Source organism: Halorubrum sp. LN27, from assembly GCF_016635065.1.
Taxonomy (GTDB): Archaea; Halobacteriota; Halobacteria; order Halobacteriales; family Haloferacaceae; genus Halorubrum; species Halorubrum salipaludis.
The window spans coordinates 266,480-280,109 of record NZ_JAEPET010000001.1 but is presented as its reverse complement, the minus strand read 5'-3'; the positions used below and the strand labels follow the sequence as shown (position 1 = coordinate 280,109).

Genomic DNA, 13,630 nt, shown 5'->3' with positions numbered 1-13,630 from the left:
CCCAGCCTCGCCGCGGCCGCCACTGGCGGCCGCGGGCTCCCTCGCGCGTGCTCCTCGCGCCCGCTGGGCGCTCGGAGGCACGCGCCACCGCATACACGCTCAAGTGTGAGTCGGCGTCGACGCCGGGCGCGATTTTTAAGCCGGACGCGAACCGACGGCGAGTATGCTCGTCGTCGTCTCGGACACCCATTCGCGCGAGGAGACGAAGCTGCAGGGCCGGACCGCGGAGGCGGTCCGCGAGGCCGACCTCGTCGTTCACGCCGGCGACTTCTACCGCGAGCCGGTGCTCGACGCGTTCGAGTCGACCGCGCGGAGCCTGCGGGCCGTCTACGGCAACAACGCCGACCCGGCGATCCGCGACCGGCTGCCCGAAATCAGGACGGTCGAGTACGAGGGAGTCCGGTTCGCGGTCACGCACCGACACCGCAGCGGCGACACCGGGCTCGTGATGCTCGGCCGCGAGCGCGACGCCGACGCCGTGATCTGCGGCCACAGCCACCGTCCCCGCTTCGACGACTCGGGGGCGCTCCCGATACTGAACCCCGGAAGCCACGCGCAGCCCCGCGGGAACCGACCGGCGCACGCGGAGCTCGAACCGGTCTCCGGAGGGGAGCGCGCGCTGAACGGACGGCTCGTCACGCCGGACGGCGACGTCTTCGAGGAGTTCCGGATCGCGCACTGAGTCGGAGGAAGGGTGAAACGGTACCGCCCGCCGAACCGGGAAGGGGGGAGGGATCGGCGGGCGAACGCGACGCCCCGCGTGGATCGGTCGGACCGGGAGGCGGGCGTGGAGGGAGGGAAGGGGGCTGAGCGGGGAGGGTGGTAGAGACCCGAGCGGGTGCGGGTCGTGTGCCGTCGCAGCTCGCCGGTCGGCGACCGATCGTGGGGAGAGGGCCGAAGCGGGGGTCGCATCGACACCTTGCGCCGGTGATAGCTTATAGGTAGCTTATGGACAAAGGCGCGTTTTAGTCACCGGGCGACTCCGGTCGGGAGCGACGCCCGAGATCGACGCCCGAAACCGGCGGCCGGGAGCGACGCCCGGAACCGGCGGACTGAACCGGCGGTCCATCGCCTGCCGAAACGCATAACACCGTGCCGACGGATTCGAGTGTATGCTCCCGGTCGAACCGTTGTTCGTCGTGATCCTCCTCGTCTTGCTCGGGTTCTTCTTCTTCGCGTTTCTGCTGGTCCGGCGCACGCTGACGGGGCTCCGCGAAGGGTACGAGGACGGGCAGCGGTAAGATGGTCGTCGCAACTGTCGCCACCCTCGGGGTCGCCGCCGCGGCCAGCCTCTTCATGGCGTGGTCGATCGGGGCCGGCTCCTCCGGGTCGACCCCGTTCGCGCCGGCGGTCGGCGCCAACGCCATCTCCGTGATGCGCGCGGGGCTCGTCGTCGGGGTGTTGGGCCTGCTCGGCGCGATCCTGCAGGGCGCGAACGTGACGGAAGCGGTGGGGACCGAGCTGATCGGCGGCGTCACGCTCACCGCCGGCGCCGCCATCGTGGCGCTGCTCACCGCGGCCGCGCTCGTCGCGATCGGGGTGTTCGCCGGCTACCCGATCGCGACCGCCTTCACGGTCACCGGCGCGGTCGTCGGCGTCGGGCTCGCGATGGGCGGCGACCCGGCGTGGCCGAAGTACACCGAGATCCTCACGCTGTGGGTGCTCACCCCGTTCGCCGGCGGCGGGGTCGCCTACGTCGTCGCTCGCGGGCTCATCGGCGACGCGCTCCCGGAGCGACCGCTCACCGCCGCGCTCGCCGGGCTCGTCGGCGCGATCGTCGCGAACGTCGGATTCGCGCTGCTCGGGCCGGCGGGCGAGCAGGCGTCGCTGTCGGAGGCGCTCGGTCCCGGGCTCGGGCTCGGCGCGATCGGGACGCCCCTGATCACGGCCGCGGTCGCCGCGATCGTCGCGGTCGCGGTGTACGCCGACCTCGGTCGCGACCGCGAGGGCGCTCAGCGCCGGTTCCTGCTGGCGATGGGCGGGCTCGTCGCCTTCTCGGCCGGCGGCTCGCAGGTCGGCCTCGCGATCGGCCCGCTCGTGCCGATCTTCAGCGACGTGGGCGTCCCGCTGTGGGCGCTGCTCGTCGGCGGGGGCGCGGGGCTGCTCGCCGGGTCGTGGACCGGCGCGCCGCGGATGATCAAGGCGATCTCGCAGGACTACGCCTCGATGGGACCGCGGCGGTCGATCTCGGCGCTCATCCCGTCGTTCGCGATCGCACAGACCGCCGTCGCGTTCGGGATCCCCGTCTCGTTCAACGAGATCATCGTCTCCGCCATCGTCGGCGCGGGCTACGCCGCGGGCGACGCCGGGGTGAGCCGGGCGAAGATGGGGTACACCGTGTTCGCGTGGATCGCGTCGCTCGTCGGGTCGCTGGCGCTCGGGTTCGGCGTGTACTCGGCCGTGCAGTTCGTGCTGTAACGATCACCCGGATCCACGAGCGGTGAGTCTCCAGTTATATAGATTAACAGCGGATCGGTGGTGAATACCTCCAAAGCCCCAGTCGGCTCCGGTCGAGGGGCTCGCTCGGGGCTCCCTCCGGTCGCCCACTCCGCTCACCGCTCCCTCGCGCGTGCACCTCGCGCCCGTATCAGGGCGCTCGGCGGCACGCACCGACCGCAAAGCGACGGTGGGAACTACTCGTCGCTCGGGTACGTCGGCAGCCGGGCGGACTGCGCGCTCCCTCTGACGGAGGGGAACGGGAGGTCGGCGCGGGTCGCCGGCACCTCCTCGCCGTCGACGCGCACGGTGGGGTCGGCGAGGTCGGCGTCGAACCTGACGAGCGCGAGGGCGATCGGGTCGCCGGCGGCGGGACCGACCGCCGCGCGGGTCACCTCGCCGACCGCCTCGTCGCCGTCGAAGACGGCCGCGCCGGGATCGGGCAGGACCTCGTCGTACCCCTCCGGATTCGCGTCGCCGTCGATGTCGGCGGTCGCGTCGGCGAGGCCGCCGAGGTCGAGCCCGACCAGCCGCCGGCTCGGTCGCCCCTGGTTCTCGACGCGGGAGACAACCTCCTGGCCGACGTAACAGCCCTTGTCGAAGTCCAGGGCGTTGCGGAGCCCGAGGACGTTCGGCACCGTTCCCTCCAGTTCGTACTCGAAGAGGGGCGTGCCGGCCTCGAGCGAGAGCGCGTCCCACGTCCGGTAGCCGAAGGGGGCCGCGTTGAGCCCGCGGTTGAGCAGCGTGTCGAGCACCTCTTCGGCGTCCTCGGCGGCGCAGACGACCTCGTACCCCTCCTCGCCGAGGGGCGCGTCGGTCGCGATCACGGTGACGCCGGCGTCGACCATCGACCCGCGGACGAAGGAGAGCGGCTTCTCGGGGGCCCCCGGTCCGCCGAGCACCGAGGCGATCTTCTCGGTGGACTTGGGACCGTGGACCCCGAAGACGCCGAGCTCCTCGGAGACGTCGTCGATCGCCACGTCCTGGATGAACACCTTGCTTGCCCAGTCCTCGGCGACCGCCTCGGCCCGCTCGGGCGGGAGGAAGACGAGCAGGCGCTCGTCGGCGTTGTACACGTACATGTCCGTCTCGATGCCGCCCTGCGGGTCGAGCAGGAGCGCGTACACCCCCTGTCCGTCCTCGTCCGGCACCCGGTTGGAGACGGCGTTGTCGACGAACTCGACGCGGTCTTCGCCCGTGACGGCGAGCACGCCGTACCCCATCTCGATCGCGCCGACGACGTTGCGGACCGCCTTGCCGACGCGCTCGGGCTTCCGGTAGTGGTCGACCACCTGACGGCCGCCGCGGTCACGGTACACCGCGCCGTGGGCGCCGTGAGTGTCGGAGACGAGAGTCATACCGGTACGGAGTCGGGCGAGCGGCAAAAGGCCGCTGGCTTCGGCGGACGCGGGGCGATACCCTGCCGCCCCCGCACCTCGCGGGTGCGTTTCGTGTCGTTACGTCCCGATCCGGTGTCCCTACAGACCGAGCCGGTCGCGGACGGCGTCGACGAGGGAGCCCGCTCCGTCGTCAATCTGGTCCTCGGGGTCGGGGATGACGCGGTCGTGCGGGTACACGCGGACCCGTTCCCGACTCTCGACGGTGATGAGCGAGTCCTCTTTCAGCGCCGACAGCGCCTCCTCGACGGCGTCGATGTCGGCGTCGACGGCCGCGCGCAGCTCCAGCACCGTCATCCCCTCGTCGCCGCGGTCGACGAGCGCGTCCAGCAGCGCGACCTCGACGTCCGGCCGGTCGCGGTACTCCGGCTTTGCGGCCATACACCGCAGTTAGACAGGATACGGTTTACGTCTACCGGCGGCGGGGAGTCGCCGACGGAGCAGCGAGACGTCTACCGGACGAGCCGCGAACAGGAGCCGCAGAGGTTCTCCTCTTTCACGTCGACCTCGCGGACCGTCGGCGAGAAGGACATGACGCACTTGCTGTTGTCGCAGTGCTCCAAGCCGAGCGTGTGGCCGATCTCGTGGACGACCTCCTTGCGGACGCGGTCGGAGAACACGTCGACCGCGGGCTTCGTCGAGACGCCCCCGTCGGAGGAGGTGCGGAGGCGATGGGTCGAGATCACGGAGCCGCTGCCGTTGAGGTACGCGAGCCCGAACACGTAGTTCCGGCGGCGGTAGTAGAGGTCGCGTGGGGTGATCCCGATGTTCTTGTCGCCGCCCCCGACGCGACCGACGGTCTCGATGAGGTCCTCGGCGCGGTACTGGTCGCGGTCGCCGTCGTAGGCCGTCTCGGGGATCGGCTGGTCGTCGTGGACGGTCACGTCGCAGTCGTACACCGAACGGAGCGCGGCGGAGGCCTCGCGTTTCACGCGGGGGGTGACCTCCCCGACTGGGACGATGTCCACGAGCATGGAACCGCTTATGACCGCCGCAATCATAAAGCCCGCGCCGTGGTCTCATCCACCCGTCGCGCGCTGGTCGAAGAAATTGCGGGACACGACCGCCTCGTCGAGGTCGGCGTCGGCGACCGACCGGGGGTCGCGCGAGCGCTCGCGGAGCGGGGGTGCCGGGTCGTCGCCGTCGACGTCGAACCGGGAGACCGGACGCGGGCGGCCGCACAAGAAACCGAGAGCGAGGAGGTTGCGGGGTCGCTCCGCGTCCGGCGAGGGGACATCCTCGCGCTCGCGGACGGGAAAAGTGAACGCGACGGCGATCCCCTCGCTGACCCCGACGACGACGCGGACGGCCGCACCGCGGTCGACGCGGTGTACGCGTGTCACCTTCCGGCCGAACTGCAGAGCCCGACCGTCGCGCTCGCCGACCGGCTCGACGCGGCCTGCGCGTTCACCACCCTCGGGTTCGAGGAGCCCGTCGTCCCGGTGCGGCGGCGTTCCGTCGACGGAGCCGTGCTGTACGTCGCACGGGACGGGGAGCGCGGGGGACCGCCGCCAGGCCCGGAATGAGCCGACGGGAGCGAAACCGAACGAACCCGACCGGATCGACGAGAACCCGAACGTTCTTTCCCGTTCCTGCCGGCGTACGGGTATGCAGGTCGACGCAGTCGTCCTCGACATCGACGGGGTGTTGGTCGACGTGGCGGACTCCTACCGGCGGGCCATCATCGAGTCCGTCGAACGGGTGTGTGACAAGACGATCGATCGCGACGCGGTCCAGTCGTTCAAGGACGCCGGCGGGTTCAACAACGACTGGGAGCTGACGAACGCGGCCGCCCTCTACGTGCTCGCCCGCCGCGAGGGGCTCGGGATGGACGTGGAGACGTTCACCGACCGAGTCGCCGAGGAGGGCGGCGGGCTCGACGCCGCGAAGGCGGTCGTCGGCGACCTCCCCCGCGTCGCGCAGGCGCGCGTCCGCGACCAGTGGGACACCGACCGCCTCCGCGAGACGTTTCAGGCGCTGTACCTCGGCGCGGACCTGTACCGCGAGCTGGAGGGCGGCGAGCCGCCGCTGTCGGCGCCGGGATACATCCACGACGAGCCGACCCTGGTCGATCCCGAGACGATCGCCGACCTCACCGACCGGTTCGACGTGGGCGTGTTAACCGGGCGGCCCGCCGCCGAGGCGGAGATCGCCTTGGAGCGCGTCGGCCTCGACGTGCCCGAGGACCGGCGGTTCACGATGGACGACTGGGAGGAGGGGAAGCCGCACCCGCGGGCCCTGGTGACCCTCGCGGAGCGGTTCGACGCCGACCGGGTCGCCTTCGCCGGCGACACGCTCGACGACGTGCGGACCGCGCGCAACGCCGACGACGAGGACGCGAGCCGCGTCTACTACGGGATCGGCGTCCTCACCGGCGGCCTGACCGGCGAGGATGGGCGTCGGAAGTACACCGAGGTCGGTGCGGACGCGGTCGTCGAAGACGTGAACGAGCTGGTGACGCTGTTGGAGTAGAAAACGAGAAAACGGGAGATAGAGGATGGGCCTTGCCGGATTTGAACCGGCGATCACTCCGTTATGAGCGGAGGGCTTTGAGCCAGACTAAGCTAAAGGCCCGACAGATCCGGGATATACGAGGCACGTTCTTTAGCCTACCGCATTACCCCGATCGGAGGCGATCGAGGACCGTGTCAAGCCGGTACTCGGTGTGCCAGTTCACGTTCGCCCGGTTGTTGTTCGCGGCGGGTTCGTACCGGATCGTGGTCGCCGTCGATCCGGCGTCTTCGATCGGGACGAGATAGATCTCCTCGTTCGTGACGTTCAGGGCTGCGAAGTAGTCGATCTCGCCGTCGTATCCCTCTCGTTCGTACCCCTCGCTTTTCGTCCGAACGCTTCGGGTCCGGAACTCCACCGCACCGTCGCGTTTGCCGTCGAACGCGGTCTTGACCTGTATCCGGTGAAAGCTGCCGTCGATCTCCATCACGAGGTCGTATGGTTCGTTATCGTACGCCGGGGTGAGGACGGAGACGCCGCGAGCGATCAGCTCCGCCGTGACGATCGCTTCCGTGGCCTGTCCGCGCTTCTGAGGTTCGCCGAGTCGGTCGTACTGCTCGGAGCGCGACATACGACGCCCTGCGTCGGTTTCGTACAAAACGCGTGGTCGTCATCAAGACCGTATGAAAGAAGCGCCGAAGCCAGGACTCGAACCTGGGACCGCCTCGTGACTGTGACGTCCGGGGGGAAACCCACCGAGCGTCGTAACAGCGAGGCGCTCTACCAACTGAGCTACTTCGGCTCATCTCCGAGTACTCGACTCGTTTTGATAGGGCTTTCGTTTCCGCCCGACGCGAGTGCGATCAGTTGGCGCGGCGCAGTCGAACCCGCCCCTCGTCTCCCGATCGCGATCCCGATCACCGCTTTCGCGCGGCCACCGACACGTTTTCGGCCGGACCGCGAGAAGCCGACTCCATGGACGATCTCGAGGCGGTGCTGTCGCGCGTTCGCGACCGGGTGGTGCCCGAGCCGGCGGAGCGCGAGCACCTGCGAGCGGTCGCCGCCGATCTCACCGAGCGGACCCGGGAGGCGATCGCCGACCTCCCCGTCGACGCCGACGTGGTGCAGGTGGGGTCGACGGCGCGGGGCACGTGGGTCTCCGGCGACCGCGACATCGATCTCTTCGTACGGTTCGACGCCGACCTCGACCGCGAACAGCTGGAGGAGTACGGGCTCGCCGTCGGCCACACCGTCCTCCCCGACGGCCACGAGGAGTACGCCGAACACCCCTACGTGAAGGGCACCCACGAGGGGTTCGACGTGGATCTCGTCCCCTGCCACGACGTGGCGACCGCCGGCGACCTCGTCTCCGCCGTCGACCGCACCCCCTTCCACGACGCGTACCTGTCCGCGCGGCTGGACGAGGACCTCGCCGACGACGTGGTGCTCGCGAAGGCGTTCCTGAAGGGGATCGGCGCGTACGGCAGCGACCTCCGCACCGAGGGGTTCTCGGGGTACCTGACCGAGCTGCTCGTCTTGGAGCTCGGCGGGTTCGTCCCCCTCGTGGAGTCCGCGCGGAGCTGGCACCCTCCCGTGGAGTTCGACCCTGAGGGCCACGCCGAGCGGACCTTTGACGACCCGCTGGTCGTGGTGGATCCGACCGACCCGACGCGGAACGTCGCGGCCGTGCTCTCGGCGGCGAACCTCGCGCGGTTCCAGCACTACGCCCGCGAACTGCTCGCGACGCCGAGCGAGGAGCCGTTCGAACCCGAAGCGCTGACGCCGCTCGGCCCGGGCGACGTTCGCGACCACCTCGACCGGCGAGAGACGACGCCGGCCGCCGTCGTGTTCGACGCGCCCGACGTGGTCGACGACCAGCTGTGGCCACAGCTCCGGCGGTCGCTCGACGGGGTCGTCCGGGGACTGAACGAGCGCGGCTTCGACGTGCTCCGCGCGCAGGCGATGACGGACGCGGCGGACGGGGCGGACAACGGAGGCGACGGTAGAGACGACAACGAGTCCGGCGCCGAGCGCGCAGCGCTGTACGCCGAACTGGAGGTCGCGACGCGGCCGGCCGTAGTGCGCCACGAGGGGCCCCCGGTCGCGGTGCGGAAGCACGCCGCGAGCTTCTACGAGTCGTACGCCGACGACGTGGACCCGGAGACCTACGGCCCGTTCATCGACGGCGACCGGTACGTCGTCGAGCGAGAGCGGGAGTTCACGACGGTCCGCGAGTACCTCGAAAGCGACGCGGCCGGGGACGTGGCGCTCGGCGCGCAGGTCGAGCGGGAGTTCGCCGAGCGCGACGTGCTCGTCGGCGACGCGGTGGCGACGCTCGCGCCCGCGTTCGGAGTGCCGCTCAGGGAGTTCTACGAGCCGCATCCGTAGTGGCACGGAGGGGTCCGAGAGCGCGGCCGAGAACTGCGACCGGAGAACCGCGGCCGAAGAGCAGCCTACCGCGAGAGCCGATCCGAGACGAGGTACACGAGCGCGACGAGCGCGAGCAGGACGGCGCCGACCGCCGACATGAACGCCGCGACCCGCGGGAAGACCAGCCAGAAAGCGACGTAAAACGAGAACGCGAACGCGAGCAGACCGGCGATCACCACCCCGCGGGTCGGGTTCTGGACGGCGGCGACGAACGCGCGCTGCGGGAGCGAGAGATCCCCGAAGTCGACCGGCACGTCGGGTTCGTCGGCGTCGTCGGGACTCTCGCCCGGAGCCTCGGTGGTCGAGGCGTCGATCCGATCCTCGGCGTCGTCGGTCACGCAAAGCGGTAGGGTCCGGACCCGCCTGTACCTGTCGTTCCCCGAACCGCGGTCAGGCGAGCGCGCCGCCGACAGCCGCCCCGACGAGGAACGCGAGCAGCGCGACCGTCAAGTTCGCGGCCGCGAACCCGACCGCGGCTCGTCGCTCGCCGTCGGCCGCGGTCGAGACGGTTTCGACGGCGAACGAGGAGAACGTCGTGAACGCGCCGCAGAACCCGACGGCGGCGAGGAGCGTCGCCTCCGAGCCGATCGGCGCGGCGAGGAGGACGCCGAGCGAGAGGCTCCCGAGCGCGTTGACGACCACGACCGAGCGGCGCCCCTCGACCCGGAGGCCGACCGCGTGCCGGGCCGCGGCGCCGGCCGATCCGCCGATTCCGACGAGGACGGCCGCAAACAGCGGATCGGTCACAGTCGCCCCCCGACGAACAGCCCGGCCGCGGCGGCCGCGAGCCCGGCGACGTAGCTCGCGGCGACGTACGCGGCGCCGGCGGTCGTTCCGAGCGACGCGGCGTCGGCGACGAAGGTGCTGTAGGTGGTGAACGAGGAGAGCGCGCCGGTCCCGACGAACAGCCGCGTCCGGCGGCTCGGTGCGCACGCGAGCAACACGCCGAGCGCGAAGGAGCCGAGGACGTTCGCGAGGAGGGTCCCGACGCCGGTCGCGTCGCCGGCGGCGACGTCGACCCCGTGTCTGGCGACGGCGCCGACGAACCCGCCGAGCGCGACGAGGAGGAACCCGAGCGGCGTCCGTTCCATACCGCGTCGTCGTCCCCGCTTATCATGGGTCTTCGGACTTCGCGGCGGCGCTCGCGGCCGCCTCGGTCCCGCTCGCGCACGGGCTCCCGCCGCCGTGCGGGGTCCGGCGCTCGCGGATCCGGACGGTGTGGGCCGTCTCCGTCGCGTCGTCGACGACGAGCGCCTCGCCGGTCCCGGCCGGGAGCCGCGAGGCGAGGTCGCCGGCGAGGTAGGTCGCCTCCGCCTCGGCAAGCCGGTCGAGGTCGCGCTCGGCGGTGAGGCGGTGGGCGACGAGCAGGTCGGACTGCGAGACGGCGACGCTCGGCAGCGCGCCGGGACGCTGCGTCGCACAGACCAGCGAGACGCCGGGCGCGCGGCCGCGCGTTAACAGCGTCCGGAGCGCGGGGTCGGCGACGCCGCCGAAGAAGGCGTGCGCCTCGTCGACGAGCAGCCACGGGAGTCGGTCGAGCGCGCCGCGTATCCGGGCGTCGTAGAGCCCGCGAGCGACCGCCCTGACGACCGCGGCCGCGGCCGCCTCCGGGGTCCCGGCGAGGTCGAGCACGGTAGGCGCGCCGTCGGCGGCGAGCCGTTCGACGGGAGACGCGTCCGCGTCGAAGACCCCCCACGACTCCGCGAGCCGCAGGTGGTTCGCGGCCGCGCGACGGTCGGCGGCGGGCGCGTCAGCGGCGGCGACGCGCTCGCGGATCGCCGCGAGCGAGGGCGAGTCGCTCGAACGCTCCGACCCGCCAACGGCGGCGTCGACGGCGTCGGCGACGACGCGCCAGACAAGACTTCCCGGCCCGCCCGCCGAGTCGAGGCCGAGCAGGTCCGGCCAGGCCTCCGGGGGGATCGCCGTCGGGCGGATGCGCGGTTCGACGACCCGTCCGCCGGCCGACTCCAGACCGCCGAAGACGCCCATCGGATCGACCACGACCGGAGAGACGCCGCGGGCCGCCCCGAGCCCCTCCGCGAGGACGCCGAGCGTGTACGACTTCCCGGTGCCGCGTTTACCGAAGACGACGCCCGCGTGCGGGCCGTCGGCGTCGACGCCGACCGCGGCCCCGGCGCTGCCGTCGCGCGCGAGGAACGAGCCGAGCCGGACGGTCGGGATCCGGTCGCCGCCGGACCCGTCGTTCGCGCCGTCGGTGATGGCTCCCTCGTCCGAACCGAAGTGGCGTCCGAGCACGTGCATGGGCGCGGTGGCCGCGGTACCGCACAAAAAGGTCGGGGCGCGACGCGCCGGCCGATCCCCCCGACCCGCTCGACTCGTCCGATCCTTTATCAGTGATACCGCGGCCACCGGCCATATGCCGCACTCGAAACGGGACGGACGCACCGCGAACCGCCGATCGTTTCGCTCGGACCGTCGGGCGATCGAGGGCCTACCGGTCAGGCTGGTCATCGCGCTCGTCGTCGGCGTCGCGAGCCTCAGCGTGATGATGGGGATGATCGGCGACATCGACGGGCTGGCCGCGACGGAGGTCGACGCGCAGCCGCAGCCGGAGGTGACGACGCCGGGCGAGCAGTCGCTCGACGTGGCGGTCCTCGATCCGGACGGGTCTCGGGTCGCGGACGCGACGGTGATCGTGCGAAGCGGATCGGCGCAGATCGACGGCGTCGCCACCGCGACCACGGGATCCGACGGCACCGCGACCGTCGACGTCGACCCGGAGCTCGGACCGAACCAGCCCGACGGGACCCTCACCGTCGACGTGAAACCGCCGGCGGAGGGCGACTACGTCGACGAGCGCGGGAACACCGAGGTGCTGGTGGTCGCGGAGTGATCAGAGCTGGTCGTCCCAGTCGATCCAGTCCTGCTCCCAGCCGTGGCGCGCGAAGTGGCCCTGCTGGGCGCGCTCGGCGTCCTCGCGGCGCGTGCGGTTCCGCTCGACGCCGCGCTGCTCGCCGTCGGCGAGCATCGGCTGCAGCCGCGTCGGGCCGGCGGTCTCGACCGTCCGGAACCCGGTCGGCGCCTCGTCGTCGGCCGGCTCGTCGGACGGCGCTCCCTCCGAGTCGGGTTCGATCGCGGCGATCGTCTGGACCGCGGTCCCCCGCGGGTAGACGATCCGACCGCCCGCAGCCAGCTGTTCGCGGAGCGCGCGCGGCGGCTCGACCACCCCGGCTTCGAGGAGGATCCGGTCGTACGGGGCGTACTCCGGGAGCCCGTTCGCGCCGTCGCGCCGGTCGACGAGGACGGCGTCGTATCCGGCCGTCGAGAGGTTCGAGCGGGCGAGCGCGACCGCCTCGCGGTCAATGTCGACCGCGTGGACGCGCTTCGCGCCCGCGATCTCGGCGAGCAGCGCGACCGAGTAGCCGACCCCCGCGCCCACGACCAGCACCTCGTCGCCCTCGCGAGCGTCGAGCGCGGAGATCAGCCGCACGACCGTCGCCGGCGCGAGCGACCGGTCCCCGTTCCCGCCGTCCCCGCCTCCCCGGCCTGTCTCGGCCCCGACCGTCGAGGCGTCGTCGACGAACGGGTCGCGGGAGACGCGCTGGAGCGCCGCCAGCACGGGCTCGTCGAGCGTCTCGCCGATCTGATGTTCGAGCCCCTCGATCATGTCGGCCCGAAGCGACGCCTCGTCCATAGCCGGACTCGGTGCTCGGCCCTCTAAAAGCGCTCGCTCGTCGTCGCACGGTTCGCCACCGGTCGGCTGCCGCCGTACCGCTCGTCACTGCATCGGAACGAACCGGACGCCGCCGTGGTCCTCGCGGTCGAGGCCCTCGTGGCCGACCGTCAGCCTGACGAGCCGCTGTGCGCCGGCGCGACCGACCGGCGCGACGACCCGGCCGCCCGTCCGTACGCGGTCGACGATCCGGTCCGGGACGCCGTCGCTCGGCGCGCAGGTCAGGTACGCCGCGTCGAACGGCGCCTCCTCCGGAAACGCCGTCCGTCCGTCGCCGGCTCGAACGGTCACGTCGTACCCGAGCCGCCGGAGCCGATCGCGGGCCGCCTCGGCCAGCTCCGGGACGTACTCGACGCTGTAGACGTTTCCCGGACCGACGACCTCGGCGACGACGGCGGCGTGGTAGCCGCAGCCCGTGCCGACCTCGAACACCTTGTCGCCGGATTCGACGTCCAGCAGATCGGTCATGACCGCGACCATGTGCGGCGCGCTGATCGTCTGATCGTGGCCGATCGGGAGCGGCCGGTCGGCGTAGGCGCGCGACCGGTGGCGCTCCGGGACGAAGGCGTGTCGCGGCACCGCCTCGATCGCCGCGAGCGTCCGCTCGTCGACGTCGAGGCGGCGGCGGAGCCGGGCGACGAGCTCGCGGCGCGCCGCCTCGTGATCGGCGTCGTCCATGCGTCGGCATAGCACGCGGCGCGTGGAGAAAGTGTCGGCGGGGTGGAAAACGGGGTTGAATCGGGCCTACGCCACGTCGATCCGGTGGCCGTCGGCCGCCTCGTCGACGGCCTTCGGGAGCGTGACGGTGAGCACGCCGTGGCGGTACGTCGCGCTCGCGTCCTCGTCGACGACGTGTCCCGGAAGGTCGACGGAGCGAGTGATCGACTCGTGGCGGCGCTCGCGTCGGAGGTACCGCCGGTCCGCGTCCTCGCTCTCCGCGATCTCGGGATCCGCGCCGCGCTCGGCGGAGATCGTGAGCCGCCCCTCCGTCGCCCGGACATCGATGTCCTCGCGGTCGTATCCCGGGAGGTCGGCCATGACGACGAACTCGTCGTCGTACTCGGCCACGTCGATGTCGGTGGTCCGGAGGTCGCGCCCCCACATGCGGTCGCCGCCGAGGGTGGTGCGGCCGAGGAACTGCTCGATCTCGTCGAAGGGGTTGGTTCTGTTCATGATACTCACCTCATGGACGCACTCTGTGGTATTAAAGACGACAGGATAG

General features: G+C 71.7%; 18 protein-coding genes and 2 tRNA genes. 7 read left to right on the top strand and 13 right to left on the bottom strand.

From position 1 onward, the window contains the following. The first annotated feature begins 163 nt into the window (after nt 1-163). From JIN95_RS01290 to JIN95_RS01285, 3 genes are all read left to right on the top strand, one after another. Nucleotides 164-682: a metallophosphoesterase gene (locus JIN95_RS01290; protein WP_200530291.1), complete on the top strand. Its 519-nt coding sequence runs from the start codon at nt 164-166 to the stop codon at nt 680-682. Between the two features lie 430 nt (nt 683-1,112). Continuing rightward, nucleotides 1,113-1,241: a hypothetical protein gene (locus JIN95_RS16390; RefSeq protein ID WP_255521205.1), complete on the top strand. Its 129-nt coding sequence runs from the start codon at nt 1,113-1,115 to the stop codon at nt 1,239-1,241. Between the two features lies 1 nt (nt 1,242). After that, nucleotides 1,243-2,418, top strand: a complete 1,176-nt coding sequence (locus JIN95_RS01285; RefSeq protein WP_095635328.1) for an inorganic phosphate transporter — start codon at nt 1,243-1,245, stop codon at nt 2,416-2,418. Nucleotides 2,419-2,633: 215 nt separating this feature from the next. On the opposite strand, the gene JIN95_RS01280 is transcribed toward JIN95_RS01285, so the two are convergent. The 3 genes from JIN95_RS01280 to JIN95_RS01270 all read right to left on the bottom strand — a co-directional run bounded on the left by JIN95_RS01280 (nt 2,634) and on the right by JIN95_RS01270 (nt 4,807). After that, the gene (locus JIN95_RS01280) at nt 2,634-3,794 is read right to left on the bottom strand and encodes an aminomethyltransferase family protein (RefSeq protein ID WP_200530290.1); all 1,161 of its coding nucleotides are present in this window, start codon (nt 3,792-3,794) and stop codon (nt 2,634-2,636) included. Nucleotides 3,795-3,914: 120 nt separating this feature from the next. Further along, the gene (locus JIN95_RS01275; protein WP_095635330.1) at nt 3,915-4,214 is read right to left on the bottom strand and encodes a DUF6432 family protein; all 300 of its coding nucleotides are present in this window, start codon (nt 4,212-4,214) and stop codon (nt 3,915-3,917) included. Between the two features lie 71 nt (nt 4,215-4,285). Then, complete coding sequence (locus JIN95_RS01270) at nt 4,286-4,807, bottom strand: archaemetzincin family Zn-dependent metalloprotease (RefSeq protein ID WP_095635331.1); 522 nt, start codon at nt 4,805-4,807, stop codon at nt 4,286-4,288. A gap of 39 nt (nt 4,808-4,846) precedes the next feature. On the opposite strand from JIN95_RS01270, the gene JIN95_RS01265 reads away from it, so the two are divergent. Beyond that, complete coding sequence (locus tag JIN95_RS01265) at nt 4,847-5,359, top strand: UPF0146 family protein (RefSeq protein ID WP_200530289.1); 513 nt, start codon at nt 4,847-4,849, stop codon at nt 5,357-5,359. Between the two features lie 82 nt (nt 5,360-5,441). Further along, entirely contained in the window at nt 5,442-6,305 is an 864-nt protein-coding gene (locus JIN95_RS01260; protein WP_095635333.1) for a TIGR01548 family HAD-type hydrolase, read from the top strand. Nucleotides 6,306-6,331: 26 nt separating this feature from the next. On the opposite strand, the gene JIN95_RS01255 is transcribed toward JIN95_RS01260, so the two are convergent. The 3 genes from JIN95_RS01255 to JIN95_RS01245 form a co-directional block, all read right to left on the bottom strand. Beyond that, nucleotides 6,332-6,407 (bottom strand) — tRNA-Ile (locus JIN95_RS01255). A 43-nt stretch (nt 6,408-6,450) separates the two neighbouring features. Further along, entirely contained in the window at nt 6,451-6,915 is a 465-nt protein-coding gene (locus JIN95_RS01250) for a group I intron-associated PD-(D/E)XK endonuclease (protein ID WP_095635334.1), read from the bottom strand. 62 nt (nt 6,916-6,977) lie between these two features. After that, a tRNA-Asn gene (locus tag JIN95_RS01245) sits at nt 6,978-7,086 on the bottom strand. A 173-nt stretch (nt 7,087-7,259) separates the two neighbouring features. On the opposite strand from JIN95_RS01245, the gene cca reads away from it, so the two are divergent. Further along, nucleotides 7,260-8,672 carry a CCA tRNA nucleotidyltransferase gene (cca, locus tag JIN95_RS01240; RefSeq protein WP_200530288.1) on the top strand — a complete coding sequence of 471 codons (1,413 nt, stop codon included), beginning with the start codon at nt 7,260-7,262 and terminating at the stop codon, nt 8,670-8,672. Between the two features lie 65 nt (nt 8,673-8,737). Here the strand turns inward: cca and JIN95_RS01235 are convergent, their stop codons facing one another. Genes JIN95_RS01235 through JIN95_RS01220 form a run of 4 tightly spaced genes read right to left on the bottom strand, consistent with a single transcriptional unit; the run spans nt 8,738 to nt 10,976 of the window. Next, complete coding sequence (locus JIN95_RS01235; protein ID WP_095635336.1) at nt 8,738-9,052, bottom strand: hypothetical protein; 315 nt, start codon at nt 9,050-9,052, stop codon at nt 8,738-8,740. Nucleotides 9,053-9,104: 52 nt separating this feature from the next. Further along, nucleotides 9,105-9,461 carry a CrcB family protein gene (locus JIN95_RS01230; protein WP_095635337.1) on the bottom strand — a complete coding sequence of 119 codons (357 nt, stop codon included), beginning with the start codon at nt 9,459-9,461 and terminating at the stop codon, nt 9,105-9,107. Then, complete coding sequence (locus tag JIN95_RS01225; RefSeq protein ID WP_095635338.1) at nt 9,458-9,805, bottom strand: CrcB family protein; 348 nt, start codon at nt 9,803-9,805, stop codon at nt 9,458-9,460. Before JIN95_RS01225 ends, JIN95_RS01230 begins: the two co-directional genes overlap by 4 nt. A 22-nt stretch (nt 9,806-9,827) precedes the next feature. Continuing rightward, complete coding sequence (locus tag JIN95_RS01220; protein WP_200530287.1) at nt 9,828-10,976, bottom strand: DUF87 domain-containing protein; 1,149 nt, start codon at nt 10,974-10,976, stop codon at nt 9,828-9,830. A gap of 115 nt (nt 10,977-11,091) precedes the next feature. Between JIN95_RS01220 and JIN95_RS01215 the strand changes: the two genes are divergently transcribed. Further along, nucleotides 11,092-11,568, top strand: a complete 477-nt coding sequence (locus JIN95_RS01215; RefSeq protein WP_095635340.1) for an Ig domain-containing protein group 1 domain-containing protein — start codon at nt 11,092-11,094, stop codon at nt 11,566-11,568. Here JIN95_RS01215 and JIN95_RS01210 read toward each other — a convergent pair whose 3' ends face one another. The 3 genes from JIN95_RS01210 to JIN95_RS01200 all read right to left on the bottom strand — a co-directional run bounded on the left by JIN95_RS01210 (nt 11,569) and on the right by JIN95_RS01200 (nt 13,581). Beyond that, entirely contained in the window at nt 11,569-12,369 is an 801-nt protein-coding gene (locus JIN95_RS01210) for a methyltransferase (protein WP_095635341.1), read from the bottom strand. A gap of 84 nt (nt 12,370-12,453) precedes the next feature. Then, the gene (locus tag JIN95_RS01205) at nt 12,454-13,086 is read right to left on the bottom strand and encodes a protein-L-isoaspartate(D-aspartate) O-methyltransferase (protein WP_095635342.1); all 633 of its coding nucleotides are present in this window, start codon (nt 13,084-13,086) and stop codon (nt 12,454-12,456) included. Nucleotides 13,087-13,152: 66 nt separating this feature from the next. Next, a complete protein-coding gene (locus JIN95_RS01200; RefSeq protein WP_095635343.1) occupies nt 13,153-13,581 on the bottom strand; it encodes an Hsp20/alpha crystallin family protein in 429 nt (142 codons plus the stop codon). Between the last annotated feature and the right edge of the window lie 49 nt (nt 13,582-13,630).